Source organism: Alphaproteobacteria bacterium (genome assembly GCA_041396705.1).
GTDB lineage: Bacteria > Pseudomonadota > Alphaproteobacteria > CALKHQ01 > CALKHQ01 > CALKHQ01.
In genome coordinates this window covers 14,277-35,856 of sequence record JAWKYB010000022.1, presented here as the reverse complement: position 1 = coordinate 35,856, position 21,580 = coordinate 14,277, and the positions used below count along the sequence as shown (strand labels likewise).

General features: G+C 69.5%; 21 protein-coding genes. 19 read left to right on the top strand and 2 right to left on the bottom strand.

Features of this window, described 5'->3' with window-relative positions; translation table 11 throughout:
• The first annotated feature begins 57 nt into the window (after positions 1 to 57).
• On the top strand, positions 58 to 1,752 hold the full coding sequence (locus R3F55_23870) for a dihydroxy-acid dehydratase (GenBank protein MEZ5670414.1): 1,695 nt from the start codon (positions 58 to 60) through the stop codon (positions 1,750 to 1,752).
• A gap of 48 nt (positions 1,753 to 1,800) precedes the next feature.
• Here R3F55_23870 and R3F55_23865 read toward each other — a convergent pair whose 3' ends face one another.
• Both R3F55_23865 and R3F55_23860 read right to left on the bottom strand, forming a co-directional pair.
• On the bottom strand, positions 1,801 to 2,727 hold the full coding sequence (locus R3F55_23865) for a hypothetical protein (GenBank protein MEZ5670413.1): 927 nt from the start codon (positions 2,725 to 2,727) through the stop codon (positions 1,801 to 1,803).
• A gap of 158 nt (positions 2,728 to 2,885) precedes the next feature.
• On the bottom strand, positions 2,886 to 3,893 hold the full coding sequence (locus R3F55_23860) for an SDR family NAD(P)-dependent oxidoreductase (GenBank protein MEZ5670412.1): 1,008 nt from the start codon (positions 3,891 to 3,893) through the stop codon (positions 2,886 to 2,888).
• Between the two features lie 265 nt (positions 3,894 to 4,158).
• Here R3F55_23860 and R3F55_23855 point away from each other — a divergent pair, with 265 nt between their 5' ends.
• The 18 genes from R3F55_23855 (at position 4,159) to R3F55_23770 (ending at position 21,574) form a co-directional block, all read left to right on the top strand.
• Positions 4,159 to 5,346 carry an aminotransferase class I/II-fold pyridoxal phosphate-dependent enzyme gene (locus R3F55_23855; GenBank protein ID MEZ5670411.1) on the top strand — a complete coding sequence of 396 codons (1,188 nt, stop codon included), beginning with the start codon at positions 4,159 to 4,161 and terminating at the stop codon, positions 5,344 to 5,346.
• Between the two features lie 6 nt (positions 5,347 to 5,352).
• On the top strand, positions 5,353 to 6,111 hold the full coding sequence (locus tag R3F55_23850) for an imidazole glycerol phosphate synthase cyclase subunit (GenBank protein ID MEZ5670410.1): 759 nt from the start codon (positions 5,353 to 5,355) through the stop codon (positions 6,109 to 6,111).
• Positions 6,108 to 6,770, top strand: coding sequence for an imidazole glycerol phosphate synthase subunit HisH (gene hisH / locus R3F55_23845; protein ID MEZ5670409.1), 663 nt, complete (start codon positions 6,108 to 6,110; stop codon positions 6,768 to 6,770). Before R3F55_23850 ends, hisH begins: the two co-directional genes overlap by 4 nt.
• Positions 6,767 to 8,020, top strand: a complete 1,254-nt coding sequence (locus R3F55_23840; GenBank protein MEZ5670408.1) for an N-acetyl sugar amidotransferase — start codon at positions 6,767 to 6,769, stop codon at positions 8,018 to 8,020. Before hisH ends, R3F55_23840 begins: the two co-directional genes overlap by 4 nt.
• Before the next feature lie 81 nt (positions 8,021 to 8,101).
• Entirely contained in the window at positions 8,102 to 8,782 is a 681-nt protein-coding gene (locus R3F55_23835) for a hypothetical protein (protein ID MEZ5670407.1), read from the top strand.
• Positions 8,737 to 9,573, top strand: coding sequence for a hypothetical protein (locus tag R3F55_23830; GenBank protein MEZ5670406.1), 837 nt, complete (start codon positions 8,737 to 8,739; stop codon positions 9,571 to 9,573). Before R3F55_23835 ends, R3F55_23830 begins: the two co-directional genes overlap by 46 nt.
• On the top strand, positions 9,563 to 10,516 hold the full coding sequence (locus tag R3F55_23825; GenBank protein ID MEZ5670405.1) for a sulfotransferase: 954 nt from the start codon (positions 9,563 to 9,565) through the stop codon (positions 10,514 to 10,516). The genes R3F55_23830 and R3F55_23825 overlap by 11 nt, the downstream gene beginning before the upstream one ends.
• 52 nt (positions 10,517 to 10,568) lie before the next feature.
• Positions 10,569 to 11,306 carry a class I SAM-dependent methyltransferase gene (locus R3F55_23820; protein ID MEZ5670404.1) on the top strand — a complete coding sequence of 246 codons (738 nt, stop codon included), beginning with the start codon at positions 10,569 to 10,571 and terminating at the stop codon, positions 11,304 to 11,306.
• The gene (locus tag R3F55_23815; protein MEZ5670403.1) at positions 11,306 to 12,274 is read left to right on the top strand and encodes a hypothetical protein; all 969 of its coding nucleotides are present in this window, start codon (positions 11,306 to 11,308) and stop codon (positions 12,272 to 12,274) included. The genes R3F55_23820 and R3F55_23815 overlap by 1 nt, the downstream gene beginning before the upstream one ends.
• Before the next feature lies 1 nt (position 12,275).
• Positions 12,276 to 13,115 (top strand): hypothetical protein, encoded by an 840-nt coding sequence (locus R3F55_23810; GenBank protein MEZ5670402.1) that lies wholly within the window; start codon positions 12,276 to 12,278, stop codon positions 13,113 to 13,115.
• Positions 13,082 to 13,825 (top strand): acylneuraminate cytidylyltransferase family protein, encoded by a 744-nt coding sequence (locus R3F55_23805; GenBank protein ID MEZ5670401.1) that lies wholly within the window; start codon positions 13,082 to 13,084, stop codon positions 13,823 to 13,825. Before R3F55_23810 ends, R3F55_23805 begins: the two co-directional genes overlap by 34 nt.
• Complete coding sequence (locus R3F55_23800) at positions 13,822 to 14,895, top strand: sugar phosphate nucleotidyltransferase (protein MEZ5670400.1); 1,074 nt, start codon at positions 13,822 to 13,824, stop codon at positions 14,893 to 14,895. Before R3F55_23805 ends, R3F55_23800 begins: the two co-directional genes overlap by 4 nt.
• Positions 14,888 to 16,774: an ABC transporter ATP-binding protein gene (locus R3F55_23795; protein MEZ5670399.1), complete on the top strand. Its 1,887-nt coding sequence runs from the start codon at positions 14,888 to 14,890 to the stop codon at positions 16,772 to 16,774. Before R3F55_23800 ends, R3F55_23795 begins: the two co-directional genes overlap by 8 nt.
• Positions 16,771 to 17,796, top strand: coding sequence for a UDP-N-acetylglucosamine 4,6-dehydratase (inverting) (pseB, locus tag R3F55_23790; protein ID MEZ5670398.1), 1,026 nt, complete (start codon positions 16,771 to 16,773; stop codon positions 17,794 to 17,796). The genes R3F55_23795 and pseB overlap by 4 nt, the downstream gene beginning before the upstream one ends.
• A gap of 33 nt (positions 17,797 to 17,829) precedes the next feature.
• Entirely contained in the window at positions 17,830 to 18,840 is a 1,011-nt protein-coding gene (locus tag R3F55_23785; protein MEZ5670397.1) for an aminotransferase class I/II-fold pyridoxal phosphate-dependent enzyme, read from the top strand.
• Positions 18,821 to 19,039 carry a DegT/DnrJ/EryC1/StrS family aminotransferase gene (locus R3F55_23780; protein ID MEZ5670396.1) on the top strand — a complete coding sequence of 73 codons (219 nt, stop codon included), beginning with the start codon at positions 18,821 to 18,823 and terminating at the stop codon, positions 19,037 to 19,039. The genes R3F55_23785 and R3F55_23780 overlap by 20 nt, the downstream gene beginning before the upstream one ends.
• The gene (locus tag R3F55_23775; protein MEZ5670395.1) at positions 19,032 to 20,960 is read left to right on the top strand and encodes a hypothetical protein; all 1,929 of its coding nucleotides are present in this window, start codon (positions 19,032 to 19,034) and stop codon (positions 20,958 to 20,960) included. Before R3F55_23780 ends, R3F55_23775 begins: the two co-directional genes overlap by 8 nt.
• Positions 20,957 to 21,574: a GNAT family N-acetyltransferase gene (locus tag R3F55_23770; protein MEZ5670394.1), complete on the top strand. Its 618-nt coding sequence runs from the start codon at positions 20,957 to 20,959 to the stop codon at positions 21,572 to 21,574. The genes R3F55_23775 and R3F55_23770 overlap by 4 nt, the downstream gene beginning before the upstream one ends.
• Positions 21,575 to 21,580 lie beyond the last annotated feature (6 nt).

Sequence of the window (21,580 nt, the reverse complement as noted above, 5' to 3'; positions counted from 1 at the left end):
AGGGTGCGGCGTCTTGCGGCCGCCCCTTCCGGCGCGGCCGGATCGGGGAGGACCAGGGTGGCACGCGGGCTGCGGCGGCGACTGACCAGTTACGGCGACGAGGATTTCTCGCTGTTCCTGCGCAAGGCCTTCATCAAGGCGATGGGCTTTTCCGACGACGCGCTGGACCGGCCGATCGTCGGCATCACCAACACCTATTCCGACTTCAACCCGTGCCACGGCAACGTGCCGCAGCTGGTCGATGCGGTGAAGCGCGGGGTGATGCTGGCCGGCGCGCTGCCGATGGTGTTCCCGACCATCTCGATCCACGAGAGCTTCGCCCATCCGACCTCAATGTACCTGCGCAACCTGATGGCGATGGAAACGGAGGAGATGCTCCGCGCCCAGCCGATGGACGCGGTGGTGCTGATCGGCGGCTGCGACAAGACGCTGCCGGCGCAGATGATGGCGGCGGCCAGCGCCGACGTGCCGGCGATCTTCCTGCCGACCGGGCCGATGTCGACCGGCAGCTTCCGCGGCGAGACGCTGGGCGCCTGCACCGACTGCCGCCGCTACTGGGGGCAGTATCGCGCCGGCGAGATCTCCGCCGACGAGCTAACCGAGATCAACAGCCAACTGGTCGCCTCGGTCGGCACCTGCACGGTGATGGGGACGGCCAGCACCATGGCCTGCCTGGTCGAGGCGATGGGCCTGTGCCTGCCCAGGGCGGGCTCGGCGCCGGCGACCTCGGCGGAGCGGGTGCGGCTGGCCGAGGAGACCGGCCGCGCCGCGACCGCGCTCGCCGCGCGGCAGGGCCCGACCGTGGCCGAGCTGCTGCGCGGCGGCGCCGTCGTCAACGCGATGGCGACGCTGCAGGCGCTCGGCGGCTCGACCAACGCAGTGGTTCACCTCGCCGCGGTGCTCGGCCGCGTCGGCCGCCGCCTCGACCTCGCCGCGCTGGACGCAGTCGGGCGCAAGGTGCCGGTGCTGGTCGACCTGAAGCCGTCGGGCAGCGGCTCCATGAAGGAATTCCACGACGCCGGCGGCATGCCGCGGCTGCTGGCCGAGATCGCCGACGACCTCGACCTGTCCGCCGCCACCGTGACCGGCGGCACGCTCGGCGCCATTGTCGCCGCCGCGCCGCCGGCGCACGACCGCACCATCCGCCGCCGCGACGACCCGATCAGCGCCGAGGGCGCGATCGCGGTGCTCGGCGGCACCCTGGCGCCGCGCGGCGCGATTATCAAGCAGTCGGCCTCGACGGCGGCGCTGCGCACCCATGCCGGCCGCGCCGTGGTGTTCGATTCCATCGCCGAGCTGACCGAGCGGCTGGACGATCCGGCCCTGGACATCGCCGCCGACGACGTGCTGGTGCTGCGCAACATCGGACCGCTCGGTGCGCCGGGCATGCCGGAGGCGGGCTACATCCCGATCCCGCGCAAGCTGGCCCGCGCCGGCGTGAAGGACATGGTCCGCATCTCGGACGCGCGGATGAGCGGCACCGCATTCGGTACCGTCGTGCTGCACGTCGCCCCGGAATCGGCGGCCAACGGACCGCTGGCCGCAGTGCGCACCGGCGACCGCATCGGGCTCGACATCCCGGCGCGCCGGCTGGACCTGCTGGTCGGGGCGGACGAGATCGCGCGGCGGCTGGCGGCCCTGCCGCCGGTGCAGCCGTCGGGCGAGCGCGGCTATCGCGGACTCTATCTCGGCCACGTCAACCAGGCCGACCTCGGCGCCGACTTCGACTTCCTCGCCGGCCGCGACGACTGACGCGCGGGCCGCAGCGGCCCGCGCGCCGGTCGGCGGCCGATGGCGGTCCTACTGCCTGCGGCAGTAGGACATCCGGAACACCGGCGAGCCCGGCTGCATGATCTGGCCGAGGTAGGTGTAGCCGGCCGGGCACTGCGGCCCGTCGAAGATGATCACCGAGCCGGACGGTAGCGCACCGGCGACGCTCGGCGGCGTCGGCTGCTGCGGCACCGACGGCGGCAGCGACGAGAACGGCATGGCGACGATCACCGCGCGGCAGGAATATTGCGACTGGTCGGGATAGGCCATCTGCCACTGCCCGCCGCTGACCCGCATCGAGCGCCCGGTGTAGACGTAGTCGGAGGGGTTGGCGAAGTTGGTGCCGCGGATGTCGCACAGCAGCGGCATCGCGCCCGGCGCCTGGCAGGAGACGTCGTTGCCGGCGCAGGTGCGCAGCTGGCCGCCGTAGCCCTGCGGGATCGGGCCGACCAGCACGGCAGCGCAGGCATAGTCCTGCTGGTTGTGCGAATAGAAGAACCGCCACTGGTTGCTGACCACGCGGATGGCGTCGCCGGTGTACTGGTAGACCGTGGGCTGACCGACCGCGGCGCCGTCCTGCCAGCAGGCATAGGGAACCTGACCGGGGGTCTGGCAACTGCGGTCGTTACCGGCACAGACCCGCATGCCGCCGCTCCACCCCTGGCCCAGGCCGCGCTGCACCAGCACGTTGGTGCAGTTATAGGTCTGGCTGGTGCTGGCGTAGAACATCTGCCAGCGGCCGTTCAGCACGCGCAGGGCGTCGCCGGTGTCCTTCCACAGCGTCGGGTCGCCGACGGTCTCGTTGGAGCCGAGGCAGGCGAGCGCGACCGTGCCCGGGGTCTGGCACTTCGCGTCGTCACCGGCGCAGACCTCCAGACCGCCCGCCCACTGCGCCGACGCGCTGCCGGCGAAGCCGCAAGCCAGCGCGACGAAAAAGAAGAACAAGCCCAAGCGCATCGTCTTTCCCCATGCTGTGCCCGCCGCCCGGCGGCCGGGCCGTGGCCCCACTTTCGCGGCGGCGGGCTGTAATTGCCATAGCCGTCCGGTTAGGCGCCGTTAATGCGGCCGCGCACCGCCCGCATTGCGCCGGGTCAAGGTGCCGGCCGGCGCGACGGTCAGACGGCGTAGCCGGCGCCGGTTCGCACCGCCCCGGCGGCCAGCCGCTCGCGCCACCATGCGACGGTGCGTTCCAGCCCGGCACGGAACTCGACCTGCGGTTCCCAGCCGGTTGCCTGGCGCAGCCTGTCGGCGCCGGCCAGCAGCACGCGCACCTCGGACTTCTCCGGCCGCAACCGGGCCGCTTCGGTTTCCACCGGCTTGTTGACGCCGGTGATGTCCTGGACCAGCGCGATCATCTCGGCCACCGAATGGGCGACGCCGCTGCCGGCGTTGTAGGGCACGCCGCAGGCGACGGCCGGCGACGCGCCGACCGCAAGGAAGGCGCGGACCGTGTCGCCGACATAGTTGAAATCGCGCAGCGGCGCCGTATCGCCGACCCGGATCGACGTGCAGTCCGGGTCCAGCGCCTGACGGATCACTGTCGGGATCACCGCGCGCTCGCTCTGGCGCGGCCCGTAGGTGTTGAACGGGCGCAGGATGACCGCCGGCAGGTCGAACGACCGCGCGAACGCCTCCACCATCATGTCGGCGCCGATCTTGCTGGCGGAATAGGGCGACTGGCCCTGCAGGGGATGGTCCTCGCCGATCGGCGTCGTGATCGCGGTGCCGTAGACCTCGCTGGTCGAGGTGTGCACCAGCCGGCCGACCCCCGCGGCGCGCGCCGCCTCCAGCACGTTGACGGTGCCGGCGACGTTGACGTCCACATAGGATTGCGGCGCCTGGTAGGAATAGGGAATGGCGATCAGCGCGGCGAGATGGAACACCACCGCCTGGCCGGCCACCAGCTTGGCGACGAAGCCGGGATCGCGGATGTCGCCGCGCACCAGCCGCATCGCCGCCCGCGTCGCCTGCGGCAGCGAATCGAGCCAGCCGTGACTGCCGAAGGCATCGTATTGCGCCAGCGCGGTGGTGTCCGCGCCGGCCGCGACCAGGGCCTCGGCCAGATGCGAGCCGATGAAGCCGTCCGCCCCGGTCACCAGCACCGTCTTGCCCGCATAGTCCATCGCTTCGGCATCCCCGCGCTGTTCCCAGGCCGTGCGCATGTCTTTATCAGCCCGTCCCGGCGGGTCAAACACCGCGATCCCCGGGCCGCCCGGACGGCGCCAGATAAGGCGTTGACGTCGATGTTCAAAATATGAACAATGCGCCCGCTTTCTCTTCCAGGCGCGGGTGGCGTCATCGGCCTTTTGGCCGGGCGACGACGAGTCACCTCGCGTGCGGTAGCTTGCGCGACCGCCGGAATCGCCTGGGTCTGACCCCTCGAGCACGATGACCAGAACCTCCACCGAGTCGGCCGCGGCGCACGGGCGCATTCCGCTGGCGGTGCCCGACCTGCGCGGCAACGAAGCCGCCTATCTGCTGCAGTGCGTCGCCGACAACTGGGTGTCATCGGCCGGGCCGGCAGTGTCCGAGCTGGAGGCACGGCTTGCGGCGCTGACCGGCCGCCGGTCCGCCGTCGCCACCGTGAACGGCACGGCGGCGCTGCATCTGGCGCTGAAGGCCGCCGGCATCGAGGCCGGCGCGCGGGTCGTCGTGCCCGACTACACCTTCGCGGCGACCGCCAACGCGGTGCTGTCGGTCGGCGCCGTCCCGGTGTTCGTCGACGTGACCGCCGAGACCTGGACGCTGGACCCCGCCCTGCTGGCGGCGACGCTGGAGGCGGAGCCGGATGGCCTTGCCGCCGTCATCGCCGTGCACGTGCTGGGGCATCCCGCCGACATGGACCCGATCGCAGCGCTCTGCCGCCGCCACGGCGCGACCCTGATCGAGGACGCCGCCGGGGCGATCGGCGCCGCCTATCGGGGCCGGCCGGCGGGCGGGCTGTCGGACATCGCCTGCTTCAGCTTCAACGGCAACAAGACGGTGACGGCCGGCGGCGGCGGCATGCTGGTGATGGACGACGCGGCCTGGGCGGAACGCGCGCGGGCGCTGTCGACCCACGCGCGCTCCGGCGCCGCCTATCGCTATGGCGAGGCTGGCTTCAACTGGCGCATGCCGAACGTCAACGCCGCTTTGGGCCTGGCGCAGCTGGAGCGGATGGACGAGATGGTCGCGGCCAAGCGCGCGATCGCCGCGCGCTACGACGCGGCCCTGGCCGGCCGCAACGACCTGGTGCCGATGCCGCGCGCCGGCTGGGCCGACAGCTCGTGCTGGCTCTATTCGGTCCGCTGCCGCGACGCCGGCGTCGCGTGCGCGCTGGTTCACCATCTGGCCGGACGGCAGATCGAGGCGCGGCCGTTCTGGGAGGCGCTGTCGAGCCAGCCGCCCTATCGCCGCTTCGCACGCGGCACCAACCCGGTCGCCGCATCCCTGTCGGGAACCGTGGTCACGCTGCCCTGCTCCAGCCATTTGCGACCGGACGAGCAGGACCGGGTGCTGGCAGCGCTGGCTGACTGGCGTGGCGGCGCGGCCGTCGCGGACGCCGCCGGTCCCGTCGCCGCCGCGGCGCAGGGATAGCCCGCGCTGCCCGCCCCCCGCATCATCGCCCGGCTGGACATCAAGGGCGCCAATGTCATCAAGGGCATCCACCTGGAAGGCCTGCGCGTGGTCGGCCGGCCCGCGGACCTGGCACGCGGCTACTACGAGCAAGGCGTCGACGAGATCATCTACATGGACACGGTGGCCTCGCTCTATCGCCGCAACAACATCCTCGACGTCGTCAGCGAGGCCGCCCGCGACATCTTCGTGCCGCTGACGGTCGGCGGCGGCATCCGCTCGACCGACGACATCGTCGCGGCGCTACGGGCCGGCGCCGACAAGGTGGCGCTGAACACCGCGGCGATCGCCCGGCCGGCGCTGATCCGCGAGGCGGCCGAGGCGCTGGGCAGCCAGTGCATCGTCGTGTCGGTGGAGGCGAAGCGGCGCCCCGACGGCCGCTGGGAGGCACTGACCGACAACGGCCGCGAGCGGACCGGCGTCGACGTGCTGGACTGGGTCGCGGAGGCGGAGCGGCTGGGCGCCGGCGAGATCCTGGTCACCTCCGTCGACATGGAGGGCACGCGCAAGGGCTTCGACCACGCGTTGCTGCGCGCGGTGCGCGAGCGGGTCGGCATTCCGGTGATCGGCTGCGGCGGCGCCGGCAGCGCCGACGACGTGGTGGCGGCGGTCCGCGACGACGGGCTGGACGCGGTCGCCTGCGCCAGCCTGTTCCATTACGGGCTGTGCGCGCTGGGCCCGCTGAAGGGCCGGCTGACGGATGCCGGCATCGCGGTGCGCCAGTGATCCTGGTGCTGGACTATGGCCGCGGCAACCTGTTCAGCCTGGGCGAGGCGCTGCGCCACCTGGGTGCCGACTATCGTATTTCCGGCGACCCGGCGGCGCTGGCGCAGGCCGAGCGCATCGTCTTTCCCGGCGTGGGCGCCTTCGGCGACGCGATGGACGGGCTGCGCAAGCGCGGTCTGGTCGCGCCGCTGCAACAGGCCGCCGCGCGCGGCGTGCCGATCCTCGGCATCTGCGTCGGCTGCCAGCTGATGTTGGACCGCGGCGAGGAATTCGGTGCGCACGCGGGCCTGGGCCTGATCCCCGGCGCGGTCGCCCGCCTGCCGGCACCGCGGTCCGGCGATCCGGATGCGATCCGCATTCCCAACGTCGGCTGGCGCCGGCTGGAGGTGCGGCCGGGCGCGCCGGTGCTGGACACGCTGGCGCCGGGCACGATGATGTATTTCGTGCATTCCTATGCGCCAATGGTTGCCGATCCCGCGCACGTGGCGGCAACCATCGACGTGAACGGGACCGCGATCCCCGTGGCGATCCACCGCGGCAACCTGGTCGGCGTGCAGTTCCATCCCGAGAAGAGCGGGCCGGCGGGGCTCGCGCTGATCGGCCGGTTTCTAGCCGCGGATTTCAGCCCCGCCAGAACCGAAGTCGAGCAGGAGGCATGAGCCAGGTGGACGCTGCAAGCGGCAACGCGACCGAGGGCGGGCTGGAGGTCAAATACGGCCTGCCGGCGGAGGTGAGGTTCTGCACCCGCTGCGTGATCTCGAACCAGCGCCCGTCGTCGAGCGTGGAATTCGAGCACACGCGCGAGTCCAAGAAGCAGACCATTCACTTCGACGCCGAGGGCGTGTGCGACGCCTGCCGCTATGCCGAGGCGAAGGAGACCCGGGTCGACTGGCAGGAGCGCGAACGCGCGCTGAGGTCCCTGTGCGACCGGTTCCGCTCACGCAACGGCTCGTACGATTGCCTGGTACCCGGCTCCGGCGGCAAGGATTCGGTCTACGCCTCGATGGTGCTGAAGCGGACCTACGGCATGCACCCGCTGACCGTGACCTGGGCGCCGCATCTCTACACCGACGTCGGCTGGCGCAACCACCAGGCCTGGGTGCACCGCGGCGGCTTCGACAACTACCTGTTCACGCCCGACGGCCAGGTGCACCGCAAGCTGACCCAGCTGGCCTATCGCAACCTGCTGCACCCGTTCCAGCCGTTCATCTTCGGCCAGAAGAACTACGCCCCGAAGATGGCGGTGCGCATGGGCCTGCCGCTGGTGTTCTACGGCGAGAACGAGGCCGAGTACGGCAACCCGGTGCAGGAGAACAGCACCGCCCAGCGCAGCCTGTCCTATTTCGCGCGCGAAGGCCGGGCCAACCGCCAGCTCTTTTTCGGCGGCGTGCCGCTGGACGAGCTGCCGGCGCACGGCATCGAGCCCGGCCAGATGGACCCCTACATGCCGGCCGAAGCCGACGCGCTGGCCGGCGCGGGTGTGGAGGTGCACTACCTCGGCTACTATCTGCGCTGGACCCCGCAGGAAAACTACTACTATGCCGCCGAGCACATCGGCTTCGAGGCGAACGAGGACCGCACCGAGGGCACCTATTCCAAGTACAACTCGATCGACGACAAGACCGACCCCTATCACTACTGGACGACGCTGGTGAAGTTCGGCATCGGCCGGACCACCTACGACGCCAGCCAGGAGATCCGCAACCGCCACATCACCCGCGAGGAGGGCGTGGCGCTGGTGCACCGTTACGACCAGGAATTCCCGCGCAAGTACTTCCCCGACTTCCTCGCCTATCTCGACATGGACGAGGCCGAGTTCTTCGCCATCGCCGACAGCTTCCGCTCGCCCCACCTGTGGCGCCGCACCGAGGCGGGCTGGGACCTGCGGCATCGGGTTCGGAATGGCTGACGCCGTGCAGGCCGAGCGCAATCACACGCACATGGCGCCAATGCGCGTCCCGGAGAGTGCGGGGACGGGAGCGGCGCCGAGATGAGAATCTTCCTCGTCGCCCACTCGGAATATCGCGGCGTCTACGTTGGCGTGGCCCGGAAACTCCAGGAGGAATTCGCGGCACAAATCGATCTATATGTTTCGACACCGCAGGAGGAGACCTACTACAGGCGGACCCACCCGCAGCTGTTCGAGACGATCACAGTCGCCCGCGCGCTGTACGCGGCCTGCGCCGATCGGGTTGCCGAGCCGGCTCAGGTCATCGAGACGGCACGACGCTTCGAGGCGCAATATGCGACGACCATCAACGAGCTGGCGGTTAGCGACCGCCATCTCGGCCGCGGATTTGCGCCGGGCGGATATCGTCACCCGCGCTCGCGCATCTCGGAAGGCACGTCCTATTTCCAGATGCTCAATGGATTCAATACGGTGATCGCCTTCTGGCGCGACCAGATCGCCGAAAAATCACCGGCGCTGATCATCAACCCCGGCAAGGTGCTTTGCGTCGTCGCCCGCGCGGCAGGCATCCCGTTGCGCTTGCTGGCGGGCGCCCGTTACAAGAACTACTATTACTGGTCGGACTCGGAGTATTTGGACAACCCAGCGTTGGAAGCGGCTTTCGCCAAGGCAGTGGCACCGGCTGACCTCGGTATCGATGCCCCTATGATGCCCACATGCGCTTTCGCGAAAGGCATCGGAAGGACGTTTCTGTCCTGCTGACGCTCAAGAAGACGGCGTTTCTGTTTGCCCGCTACCTGTATTGGCATCTTCGCGGCTACCAGAAGGCGAAAGGTTATTATGTACTGGAGAACGCCACCTATCTGTGGCGTCGCAGGCGCGACATCGCCCGCATGACCAGCGCGGAATTGCCCGGCCTCGAAGGGTTCGCGGACGCACCTTTCGCATTCTTCCCGCTGGCAACGGAACCGGAGACCGCCCTGCAGCGGCTGTCGCCGGAATATCTCTACCAGCTCGCTGCAATCATATCGGTGGCACGGGACCTGCCCGCCGGCGCCACTTTGGCCGTCAAGGAGCATTTTGCGGCCACCGGCCGCCGGCCGGCAGACTTCATCGGCCAGATCAGCGAGTTGAAGAACGTCCGTCTGATGAACATGGCGGAGCTCGGGATGGCGGCGACCCGCAATTGCCGTGTCGTCGTCACGATCAGCGGCAGCAGCGGCTTCGAAGGCGCAGTCATGGGTAAGCCGGTGATCAGTTTCGGGCGGCACAACACGTACAATTTGCTCGATCACGTATTGGTCGTGACCGACGAGGCACAGCTGAAGGGCTATCTTGAGCGCGCCTTCGCCATGACGTTCGATGAACACAAGGCCCGCGCAGATGGACAACGCTTTTTGCAGGCCGTGATCGACACGTCGTTCGATCTTGGGACGTTCGTGCCTTCGGAGCCGGACTCGATCGGGCCGGAAGCCCTGGACAATGCCTTCCGTGCACTGACCGACAGCCTCGGCCTCGACGCGCAGCGCCGCGAGTTCGCTCATGCCAGCTGACCTCTCCGCCCGCCGCAGCGCTCCAGCAGGCGACTGCTCCCCGCTGGTGATAACTGGCGCACCGCGATCCGGCACCAGCCTCATCTACAACCTTTTCGACGGACATCCGGAGGTCAACTGGCTGGTCGACGAGGGCTTCCTCTTCGAATACCTCGACGACATGGGCCCGGCCGGTGCCGACCTTTTTCTTGACGCCATCCCTGTCGACCTGAACGCTCTCGTCGCCGGCCTCCGCGACAAGCAGGTGATGCCGCCAGTCGAGCGGCCCTACCGTCAATCCCGAGACCGCGGCAGCGTTTCCGACGTCGAAATCCAGGCGGACTGGGACGAAGAATGCTTCATCGCTTCGCTCGCGCAGCCGGCCAGGGGCGGCGTCTGCGGGCTGTGGCTCCGTCTTGCGCATGCCTATCTGGCCGGCATGCGGCAGGACCCGCGTCGCTATTGCTGCCTGAAAGCCCCGGACTACGGCAAATCCGCAGCCAGCGCCCTGGCATCGATTCCCGACGCGCGCGCAATCGTAATCGTGCGAGACCCGATCTCCTCTCTGGACAGCCTGAAGCGGTCGCGGGAGTTGCGCGGCGAAAAGCTGCTGACCTGGCCCCTGCTCGCCCAGAATGTGAGGAACTTCCAACGTCTGCTGGATCGGATCGACACTGCAGACCCTGATCGGACGCGCGTGGTTCGCTACGAATCCCTTGTCGCAGAGCCGGAACCGACGATGCGGGCGCTTGCCGACTGGCTGGAAATCGCATTCGATCCATGCCTGCTGCAGCCCACGATGCGGGGCCAGCATTGGCCCGGCATATCGAGCTTCAAGGCGACGGACGGAATCGAGACGTCCGCCGCGCGCCGGCCTGTCCTGTCCCTCGATGAGGCGGAGGTCGACCTGGTCACCCGCCATCTGGCCGGCTTCCGCATGCGGTTCGGCTACGGTCCGACCTGATTCGACCACTGCTGAGAGGAACGACGAGCACCGCGGCGGAAAGTCCCGTAAAATGATCGAAACGATCAAGAAAGCGCTCCGTGGGCGCCACAATTCGCTGCGTTACAAGTTCTTTGTGCTTCCGCGCGAGTGGCTGATCTATTTCCTTGCCTACCGGCTTCGCGGCCGTTCCTGGGTGGACTTTTATGCGCATCGCCTGGATGCCTATGTTGCCGGCGATGCCAACAGGCCGGTCAGCCAGCGCTATCTCGGCGGCGGTCAGATCCACCGCGACTACTTGGTCGCGCATGGCCTGCTCGCACACCATCGTCTGTTGGATTTCGGCTGCGGGATGCTTCGCAGCGGGCTGCATTTCATCCGCTACCTAGATGACAATCGGTATGTCGGCGTGGATATTTCCGGCCACCGGGTCGAGCGGGGCATCAGACTGCTTAGCGATCACGGCATTCCGGCGGATCGGTTCGAGACTCACGTGGTGGGCGACTGCAGGTTGCGCGAACTGACCGGGCAGACCTTCGACTATGTCTGGGCCAATTCCGTGGTCACCCATATGCCAGAGTCCGACGTACGCACCGCATTCCGGGCGATTCGTGGCCTGTTGGCGCCGGACGGCGCATTCTACTTCACGTTCGCCGAAGCCGACCGCCGCCGGCGCATGAACATCAAGGATTTTTGGTACACGCGGGCCGACATGCAGGCCCTGTGCGCCGATTGCGGACTCGATTTCGCCGTTCAGGAAGACTGGCGCGATCGCGGTGACGTGATGGTGTGCGCCCGTCGGGCGAACTGATGACCCAGCCGGACGAGGCCGACGAGATTCTGTGCGCCTGCGTCGGCCTGGGCCGCAAGGCGGCAACGAGCCGGCTCGCCACGGCGCCGGGGCAGTCCTTCGATGCCTTTCTGGCCGCGACCGGCGCCGGGCAGGTTTGCACGGCCTGCATGCTCGACCTCGAGCATTTCTTTGTCGAGGCGCCGCGCGCCGCCCCGACCCATTCCGGCGCGCCGACCGAAACCAAAGCCGCGCGACGCAGTTTCAAGCAGCGCGTCTACGGCTTTCTCGACCGCCTGTCTCCGCCCGTCGCGACCAATCGCACCAACTGGATGCCTGTCCTGCATGGCGCCGGGGTCGAGCAGTTCCTGTGGGTGTCCAACCACGCGCTGCTCTATCAGCGCGGCAGCGGCGAGACCGACTTCCGCATCGCCTACCAGATCAGGGACACATCGGGTCGCATCGTGCTGCGCGCCCGCGAAACACTGCCGGTCGACGGCATGTTGCGGCTTCCGTTGTCGCAGCATCTTCCCCCGGCCGAGGAACTCACGGTCGGCAGTGTCGCGGTCGACCGGGTTGCCGTGCGCCCGGGCGTTCGCGGAACGACCAGGCCGCAGGTGGAAATCGTCACCGCGTCTGCGGCGGCCAGCCTGCATTTCCAGGCGCCCAATCGGGGATATCGCAAGTCGGTGTCATTCCACTACCGGCCGACGGCGGAGCGGATCTTTTTCACGGCAGTAAACTGCGCTGACGCGCCATTCTCGCTCAGCCTGAGCTACCGGCTCGCCGAGACCGGCAACGAGACGTTCGCGACGGCAGATCATGCGCTCGGCCCCTTTGAAGGACGCCTTATCGAAGCAAAACCAAGTCTACCCGCGGGTCGCGACGAAGCGTTGGTGACCGCCGACCTGCGGTCTTCCGGCTATGGCAAGCTTCACCTGCTAATTGCTTCGCCGGACCTGTCACGGTTGTCGCTGGATCATTTGTGACATGGCCTCGGCATTCCTGATCCCGATCGTGACCTGGCTGCCGAAAGGCTACGCCTGCACAATCGTCATGCCACCGGCTGCCCTGGTCGACGTCGTGCGGCCGCAGGGCGGGGTCGCCGAACAATACTGGCGGGTGTCCGCCGGCGGCACCGTTGTCGACGAGGGGGCCGATGAAATCGTGTTCGGCCGCGGCAGAATCGAATCGGCGCCAAGCCACTGGCTGACCTGCCGCGCGGCTCTGGCAGCCGACTGGCCGGAGGATGGCGGCTTTCTCGAATACGGCGTGCGTGCCAAGGACGACACGCCGCTGTTCGCCGGTCGCCGGCTGCCCAGCTTCTACAACATATACAGCGGCGAGCGACGCAAAGGCTTCGTCACCTGTCACACCTGGAAGTTCGGGTCACCGCAGGTGATCAGTCAGATCGCGCTGTTCGGCCGCTATGTCGACGCCTACTCGGTGATTCACATCGATCGCCGCCGCAACCTCGGCGACAGCCTGATCCTGGTCAATCCATACAAGAAGCCAGTGCTGGCCCAGCTGCTGGCCAGCGACGGCCAACGGCCGGCGCGCCAGCGCGTCCCGGCGTTGGGCGTGCATCGGCTGGACCTCGGCACGATGCTGGCCGAAGGTCGCGACGAATGGATCGGACAGGTCCAACTGACGGCGAACAACCGGCTGATCACGCACATCGTCAAGCATTCGTTGTCGGACCCGACCGTGATCAGCGCCGTCGAGCACCTGGATCCGTTCCGGGCGGATCCGACGCACATGCCCGGGTTCCAGTGGTTGCGCAACCAGTATGGCGAATGGGCGGCGCGGCGCCGGGCGAGGCACGCCTGAGCGCGGTGCGCGCGGACCTGCTGGTGCTCGTCCCGGCCCGCGGCGGGTCGAAGCGGCTGCCGGGCAAGAACCTGCGCCCGCTGGCCGGCCGGTCGCTGCTGGCGCACACGGCCGAGGCGATCGCCGCATCGGGGCTGGCGGCGCCGGTGCTGCTGACCACCGACGACGCGGCCATCGCGGCGGAAGGCCAGCGGATCGGCTGGCAGGTTCCGTTCCTGCGCCCGGCCGCACTGGCCGGCGACGCGGCGCCGACCGTCGGCGCCGTGCTGCATGCGCTGGATTGGTGGCGGGCGACGCACGGTGCGGACCCCGCCGCGGTGATGGTGCTGCAGCCGACGTCGCCGCTGCGCGGCGGCGCGTGCCTGCGCCGGGCGGTCGCCCTGCTCGACGAGCACCCGCTGCACGACAGCGTCGTCGCTGTCGACGCCCTGCATGTCGCCGCCGGCCATGTCTATGTGCCGACCTCGGACGGCGGCATGGCGCCGCTGGCCGGCACCGATGGCCGCCGTCCGGTCTATGTGCCCAACGGCGCCCTCTACCTCACCCGGGTCGCCGCACTGCGCCGCGACGAGACGCTCTATGCCGGGCCGATCCTGCCGCTGCCGCTGGCACCGCCGCGCGGTCTCGATGTGGATACCGAGGACGACTGGTTCATGGCCGACGCCCTGATCGCCGCACTGGCCGCCCGTCCGGCCGGGAGCGCACCGTGAGCCGGCGCGGCCTGGTCCGGGTGACCGACCTGTCGGGCTACGAATGCGCGCCCGACCAGCCGATCCGCCTGGCAATGACCCGCCTGAACGCCAGCGACCACCTGTTCCAGCTGGTGGTCGACAGCAACCGCCGCCTGCTGGGCACGGTGACCGACGGCGACGTGCGCCGCGCGCTGCTGCGCGGCGTCAGCCTGGACGACCCGGTGCGCGACTGCATGCACACCGCCTATGTCGCCGGACGCAGCGGCGACGACAGCCGCAACCGCGAACTGGCCGGCGGGATGAAGTTCCTGCCGATCCTCGACGACGGCGGCCGCGTGTGCGAGGTGCTGGCGCCCGGATCGCGGCTCGGCGGCATCGGCACCGCGGTGGTGATGGCCGGCGGCTTCGGCACCCGGCTCGGCGAGCGCACCCGGAACACGCCGAAGCCGCTGCTGCCGGTGGCGGGCAAGCCGATCCTGGAGCATGTCATCGCCAGCCTCGAGGCCGCCGCCGTGCCGCGGGCCTATCTGACGCTGCATTATCTCGCCGACCAGGTGCGCGCCTTCGGCGAGGCCCGCCGCGGCTCGATCGCGCTCCACTACGTCATCGAGGACCAGCCGCTCGGCACCGCCGGCGCGCTGACCCTGATTCCCGACCTCGGTGCCGGCCCGGTCCTTGTCGTCAATGGCGACGTCATCACCGACGCCGACTTCGCCGCCCTGCACGACTTCCACGTGCGCCACCAGCACGACGCGACCATCGGCGTCTCGCGCTACGAGCACCGGCTGCCGTTCGGCGTGGTCAGGCACGACGAGCACGGGTTGTTCCGCCGCATCGACGAGAAGCCGCTGATCTCCGAGTACATCTCCGCCGGGCTCTACTACCTCGAGCCGGCGGTGCTGGCGCTGATCCCCCGCGGCCGGCCGGTCGACATGCCGGAGGTGCTGAACGCCGCCCAGGAGGTGGGGCTGCGCATCGGCCTGTTCCCGATCCACGAATACTGGACCGACGTCGGGCGGCCGCACGACCTGGCCGCCGCCGACAGCAGCCTGGCCGGGCCGCGCAACGCGGGAGCCGCCGATGGCTGAGAACCGGCTGCTGCGGCCCGTGCGCGCCTTCCTGCCCGGCTTCGTCGACGGCATGCGGCGTCTGCACTACCGCTGGAACTGGGTCGCGCTGATCCTGCTGCTGCAGCTGGCCGCCGTCGCATTCGAGACGCTCGGGCTGGGCAGTATCGTGCCCATCCTGGAATACATGGACGCCGCCGGCGACACGGCCAAGCTCGCCGAATCCTCCGACGCCTGGCAGGTCATCCTGTCGGTATCGGACGAGATCGGGATCGAGGTCGGGCTCGGCACCCTGCTGATCGGCGCGTTCATCGCCATCGTCCTGCGCCAGGCGTTCTCCTACCTGCGCCAGGTGTTCTCCTTCCATGTCCAGAACGAGCTGATCCGCAACGTGCGCGACCGCGGCTTCCAGCTGTATCTGAACGCCCGTTTCGAGACGACCGACCGCATCAGGCCGGGCGTGCTGGTCAACGAGATGACCACCGAGCTGGCCCGGGCGATCGGCGCCATTTCCGCCGCCATCGACTGCATCGCCTATTGCATGCTCGGTGCCTGCTACCTGGCCATCGTCCTGGTGCTGTCGCCGACCCTGTCGCTCGCCGCGATCCTGATCCTGCTGGCGGTGGCCCTGCTGCTCGCCCGCATCACCCGCGACGTCCGTCACATCGGCCAGGGCGTCACCGATTCGAACCGGAACGTGTCGTCCTTCCTCGTCGAGCGGCTGGGCGCCGTGCGGCTGGTGCGGCTGTCCGGCGTCGAGGCGGCGGAGACCGAGACCTTCGCGCGCTTCACCCGCGTTCAGCGCGACCGGATGATCGGGCTGCAGCGCCTGATCGCGCTGTACAGCGTGCTGATCGAGCCGGTGATCATGGTCTTCGCCTTCGTCATCCTGTACGTGACGGTCGAAGGCCAGCTGCTTTCGTTCGAGACCACGATCCTGTTCTTCTTCATCCTGATGCGGCTGGCGCCGATCGGAAAGGAGCTGATGCTTCGGCGGCAGACCTACCTCGGCACCATCCCGTCGGTCGACGTGGTCAAGGCGCGGCTCGACGCGCTGGAGGCCGCGCCCGATCCGGTCGGCGGCACCCGCGCATTCCAGCCTTTGCGCGACGGCATTGCCTTTGCCGACGTCCACTTCAGCTACGAGGCGCCGGGCAAGCCCGCCGCCCTGCATGGCGTCGACCTGTTCATCCCGGCCAACCGCCTGACCGCGATCGTCGGACCGTCCGGCGCCGGCAAGTCCACCCTGCTCGACCTGCTTGCGAGCCTGCGCACGCCGCAGACCGGGACGATCCGCTATGACGGCGTCGCGCAGGCCGAATTCGCCACGTCGAGCCTGCGAGGGGCGATGGCGTTCGCGCCGCAGACGCCGCAGATGTTCGACGGCACCTTCGCCGACCACATCCGTCTCGGCCGGCCCGGCGCGAGCGACGCCGAGATCCGCCGCGCGGCCGAGCTGGCCCAGGCGGCCGCCTTCATCGAGCGGCACGCCGACGGCTACGACGGCGGCATCGGCCCCGGCGGCAGCGCCCTGTCCGGCGGGCAGCGCCAGCGGCTCGACCTCGCCCGCGCGCTGGTGCGCGGCGCGCCGATCCTGCTGCTGGACGAGCCGACCAGCAACCTCGACCCGGAATCGGAGGCGCTGTTCCGGCAGGCGCTTCAACACATTCGTAACGAAACCCGGACCACCATCATCATGATCGGCCACCATCTGCCGACCGTCAGCGTCGCCGACCAGATCGTCGTGCTGATCGACGGGCGGATCGCCGAGACCGGCACCCACGACGAACTGGTCCGTGCCGGCGGCTGGTATGCGGGCGCGTTCCGCCGCCAGGCGCTGCACGCCCCGATGCCGGACGCGCCCACCCCCCTGCAGAAAGCCAAAGCGGTCGCACAATGAGCAACCCCAGCTATCCGATCGACATCGACCTGAACGGCAAGAGCGTGCTGGTGACCGGCGGCACCGGTTCGTTCGGCAACGCCTTCGTCGAGACGGTGATGGCCCGCTACAAGCCGAAGAAGCTGGTCATCTTCTCGCGCGACGAACAGAAGCAATACGAGATGTCGCAGCGCTGGAACCTGAACACCGCGCCGATGATCCGGTACTTCATCGGCGACGTGCGCGACGGCGACCGGCTGGACATGGCCATGCGCGGCATCGACATCGTGATCCACGCCGCCGCGCTGAAGCACGTGCCGATCGCCGAATACAACCCGTTCGAATGCATCAACACCAACGTCCTCGGCGCGCAGAACGTGGTCAAGGCGGCGATCCAGAACAACGTGCGCCGGGTGATCGCGCTGTCGACCGACAAGGCGGCGAACCCGGTCAATCTCTATGGCGCCAGCAAGCTGGCAGCGGACAAGATCTTCGTCGCCGCCAACAACCTGAGCGGCCACGCCCCGACCCGATTCGCCCTGGTCCGCTACGGCAACGTGCTCGGCTCGCGCGGCAGCGTGGTGCCGCTGTTCCGCCGCCTGATCGCCGAGGGCGCCGACCACCTGCCGATCACCGACGCGCGGATGACCCGGTTCTGGATCACGCTGCCGCAGGGGGTCGACTTCGTGCTGTCGTGCCTCGGCATCATGCAGGGCGGCGAGATCTTCGTGCCCAAGATCCCGTCGATGAAGGTGACCGATCTCGCTGCCGCGATGGCGCCGCAGCTGCCGCAGAAGGTAGTCGGGATCCGGCCGGGCGAGAAATTGCACGAGGTGATGATCACCAAGGAGGACTCCGGCCAGACCATCGAGCTGACGGACCGCTACATCATCCTGCCGACCTTCTTCTATTGGTCCGCCACCGCGCCGGAATATCCCGGCTCGCATCCGGTGACGGAAGGCTACGAGTATTCCAGCGACACCAACGACGACTGGATCGAGGGGCAGCGCCTGCATGCCCTGCTCGAGACACTGGGCGGGTAGACGGCCACGCACACGCTTCCCTATGCCCGCCAGCTGATCGACGACGACGATGTCGCGTCGGTCGCGGCGGCCCTGCGCGGCGAACTGCTGACCACCGGCCCGCTGGTCGAGCGGTTCGAGGCGGCCCTGGCTGACGTCACCGGCGCGCGACACGCCGTGGCGTGCAACAACGGCACGTCCGCGCTGTACATGGCCGCCCGTGCGCTGGAGATCGGCAGCGGCGACGCGGTGGTCGTGCCGGCGCAGACGTTTCTCGCCACGGCCAGCGGCCCGCATCTGGCCGGCGCCGAGGTCGTCTTCGCCGACGTCGACCCGGAGACCGGCCTGATGCGGCCGGCCGACCTGGAACGGGCGATCGATGCGGCCCGGCGCCGCTTCCCGACGCTGCGGCTCAGGGCCGCCTTCGTGGTCCACCTGAACGGCCAGGTCGCCGACATGCCGGCGCTGAAGGCGCTGTGCGACAGCCAAGGGCTGGCGCTGGTCGAGGACGCGGCCCATGCCGTGGGCGGGCTTGCGCGCCGCGCCGGCGATGCCGGGTCCGGCGGCTCGGACAGCCGCGTCGGCGACTGCCGCTGGTCGTCGATGGCGACCTTCTCGTTCCATCCGGTCAAGACGATCGCGATGGGCGAAGGCGGTGCCGTGACCACGAATGACGATGTGCTTGCCGCGCGTCTGCGCCGGGTGCGCAACCACGGCATGGAACGGGACAGCGCCGCCTGGCAGCACCGCGACGCGGGGTTCGGCGGCGACGGTCTGCCGAATCCCTGGTACTACGAGATGGCCGAGCCCAGCCTCAATTTCCGCGTACCCGACATCCTGTGCGCGCTCGGCATCAGCCAGCTGCGCAAGCTCGCGTCATGGGTGGCGGAACGCAGGCGGCTGTTCGAGCGCTACCGGCATCTGCTGGCCGACGTCGGCGCGCCGGTTCGCCCGCCGGCAACGGTGACGTGGGGCGCACCGGCCTGGCATCTGGCCGCGGCCCGGATCGCGTTCGACGCCAGCGGCGCCGTCGCGCGCCGAGACGATGCGACGGCTGCGCGCTGAGCACGGCGTCGGCTCGCAGGTCCACTACATTCCGGTCCACAACCAGCCCTATTGGCGCCGGCGACACGGCCCGGTCAGCCTGCCCGGCGCGGAGGCCTATTACGCGCACGCCCTGTCGTTGCCGCTCTACATCGGGCTGACCGACGCCGAGCAGGACCGGGTCTGCGCGGCCTTGAAGGCGACGCTCGCCGTTGGCTGACCCCGAGGTCTATGCGGTGGTCGAGTGCGCCGAGGCGGTCGAGCATGCACGCAGCGTGCTGGCCGGGCGACGCATCGCCATGGCCGCGACCTCGCCTTATGTGCTGGAATTCTGCCGGCGGGAAGGCTTGGCCTTCCACGCGCTCGACGGTTCGGTCAGCCAGGCCGAGGCGGATGCGATCGGCTTCGCCAGCCTCGACGCGGCCCATGCGATCGCGCGCCGGCTGGATGCGGACGGCGGTCCCGACCGGCCCCCGCTCGGCCTCGCGGTGCAGCCCGTCCTGCACCGCACGCTCTGTGCCTATCTGTACAAGGCGCACCTGCTCGACCGGCTGGTCGGGCACGCCGGCCGGACCGGTGCCGAGATCCGCTGTTTCGGCGTTGCCGAGGACGAGGCGGTCAGAGGCTTCGGCCTGATGCCGAACCGGTTCGCCACGCTGCTGACCGTCCTCGGCAGCCGGATCGGCCTGGCGCACGAGGCCTTCCAGGGCCGCGAGCCCTCCGGCGCCCAGGAAAGCGGCGATTTCATGCGGCCGTCGGCCTGGACCCGCGTCGTCACCCTGCTCAACGCGCCGAAGGCCAGTCTGGCCTATCGCCTGTGGCGCCGCATGCTGCGCGGCAGGCCAGTCAGCCTGCCGCTCTCGCGCGGGCCGGCGGTGCTGCTGTACCGCAGCAACGAGCTGATCGAAGAGCTGATCCTGCCGCTGCTGCGCCACGGATGCGCGTTGCGCAGCTTTGCGATGCCCCAGTTCGCGGCGCCGGACGCGGCCTGCCGGCATCGACCGGGCGGCGAGGTCGACGAACTGGTCGCCACGGCCGTGACCGCGGCCTGGCGCAACCACGGCCTGCAGCCGGCGCCGGCGGTGACCGCCGCCGCCGCCGCGGTGGCCGCGCGGCTGGCGTGCGTGCTCGATCACGCGGCCGCCTGCGCACCGCAGATCCGTGCCGCCGTCGTCACGGCCATGGCCGACGCCGACAACAGCGGCCGCCCGACCGTGTTCCTGTCGAACGCGATGACCGCGCCGGCCGACCGCCTGCTGCGCTTCGAGGTGGAGCGGCTCGGCCGCCCGGCCATCGTCGCCGAACATGGCGTGGCGCCCGGCCTGAGCCCGATGCACTTCGCCGTCGGCGCGCGCGAGGCGCCGGCGTGGCTCGGCCATACCCTGCTCTACACGCCGGCGCAGCGCGACCTGATCGGCGAGATCGCCGGCGTCGACGTGGCGGCGAGCTGTGCCGTCGTCGGCGCGCCCGGCCTGATCCGCCGCGTCGGGGCGCGGGCGATCCAGCGCATGGCCGGCCGACTGGCGCTGAAGGCCAGCCGGCGGCTGATCGTCTGGTGCACCGCCTTCTATCCCAACAACTTCCAGTTCCTGCCGCATTACTGGCGCGACACCCACTATCACGACATCCGCCGCCAGGTGCTCGACCAGGTGCTGGGCAGGCTGCCGGACGACGTGCTGCTGAAGCTCTATCCGACCTATCGCTACCTCGACCCCGATCCGCTGGCCGGACTTGTCGCGCTGCCGGCCAACTGCCGCGTCCAGCAGTTCGTCGACTTCCGCAACATGCGCGCGGCGGCCGACGTGGTCATAGTCGATGGCCCTGGCAGCATCATGTCCTGGGCCTGGAGCGCCCGTGTGCCGTTCGTCTTCCTGGAGACGGGCATGTATGTCGTCACCGATGCCGCGCGCCAGGCGCTGGAGCGCGGCGCCTTCGTGGTGGACTGCCGCGAGGACGGCTGGATCGACCGCTTCCACGCCCTGCTGGCACAGGACCACGCGTCCCTGCGCCGGCAGTTCGCGGCGAAGGCCGATGCCCGCCGGGACCTGGAGGAGCGCTTCCTGTTCGGTCCGGCCGGCACCGGCCGGAGCGGCGTGCGCTTCCTGCGCCGGATGGCAACGGCAACGGCGCGCGCGGCGTGACGATACCGGCCGAAGCGACGGCGGCGGCGCCGGCCTATCGCGAGCGGCTGGACGGCACGCTGGTCGACCTGGCCCGGTTCCGGCCGGAGGACGTGGGCGACGACTATCTCGGCTGGATGCGCGACCCGGAGGTCACCCGGTTCATCCAGGCGCGATTCCAGCGCCACGACATCGCCAGCCTGCAGCGCTTCGTCGCCGGCTTCGACCATCGCGACACGTTCATCTTCGCGATCCATGCCAGGGAAACCGGCGAGCGGATCGGCACGTTCACGCTGCGCGTCGATCCGGTGCACCGCTTCTCCAGCATCGGCTACCTGATCGGCGCCCGCGCCTACTGGCAAGGCGGCTATGCACTGGATGCCTGCCGCACCGGCCTGGACTTCATCTTCTTCGAGCGCAAGGTCAGGCGCGTGTTCGAGCCGACGACCGCCAACCACCTTGCGTCGAACTTCAACTTCAAGCGCCTCGGCTTCACCCTGGTGGCCACGGTGCCGAACCTGTACTGGGGCGGCGACCGCTACCAGGATGCGACCTACTGGATGCTTTCGGTCGAGGAATGGGCCGCGCAGCGCGGCCGCCCGGTACCGGACATTCCGACGCCGGATCGCCCATAGCCCCGA

Coding starts and splice junctions, on each gene's coding strand:
- R3F55_23865 (MEZ5670413.1), bottom strand. CDS start 2,727: ATGCGCTTGGGCTTGTTCTTCTTTTTCGTCGCGCTGGCTTGCGGCTTC.
- R3F55_23860 (MEZ5670412.1), bottom strand. CDS start 3,893: ATGGACTATGCGGGCAAGACGGTGCTGGTGACCGGGGCGGACGGCTTC.
- R3F55_23855 (MEZ5670411.1), top strand. CDS start 4,159: ATGACCAGAACCTCCACCGAGTCGGCCGCGGCGCACGGGCGCATTCCG.
- R3F55_23840 (MEZ5670408.1), top strand. CDS start 6,767: ATGAGCCAGGTGGACGCTGCAAGCGGCAACGCGACCGAGGGCGGGCTG.
- R3F55_23835 (MEZ5670407.1), top strand. CDS start 8,102: ATGAGAATCTTCCTCGTCGCCCACTCGGAATATCGCGGCGTCTACGTT.
- R3F55_23830 (MEZ5670406.1), top strand. CDS start 8,737: ATGCGCTTTCGCGAAAGGCATCGGAAGGACGTTTCTGTCCTGCTGACG.
- R3F55_23825 (MEZ5670405.1), top strand. CDS start 9,563: ATGCCAGCTGACCTCTCCGCCCGCCGCAGCGCTCCAGCAGGCGACTGC.
- R3F55_23820 (MEZ5670404.1), top strand. CDS start 10,569: ATGATCGAAACGATCAAGAAAGCGCTCCGTGGGCGCCACAATTCGCTG.
- R3F55_23815 (MEZ5670403.1), top strand. CDS start 11,306: ATGACCCAGCCGGACGAGGCCGACGAGATTCTGTGCGCCTGCGTCGGC.
- R3F55_23810 (MEZ5670402.1), top strand. CDS start 12,276: ATGGCCTCGGCATTCCTGATCCCGATCGTGACCTGGCTGCCGAAAGGC.
- R3F55_23805 (MEZ5670401.1), top strand. CDS start 13,082: ATGGGCGGCGCGGCGCCGGGCGAGGCACGCCTGAGCGCGGTGCGCGCG.
- R3F55_23795 (MEZ5670399.1), top strand. CDS start 14,888: ATGGCTGAGAACCGGCTGCTGCGGCCCGTGCGCGCCTTCCTGCCCGGC.
- pseB (MEZ5670398.1), top strand. CDS start 16,771: ATGAGCAACCCCAGCTATCCGATCGACATCGACCTGAACGGCAAGAGC.
- R3F55_23780 (MEZ5670396.1), top strand. CDS start 18,821: ATGCGACGGCTGCGCGCTGAGCACGGCGTCGGCTCGCAGGTCCACTAC.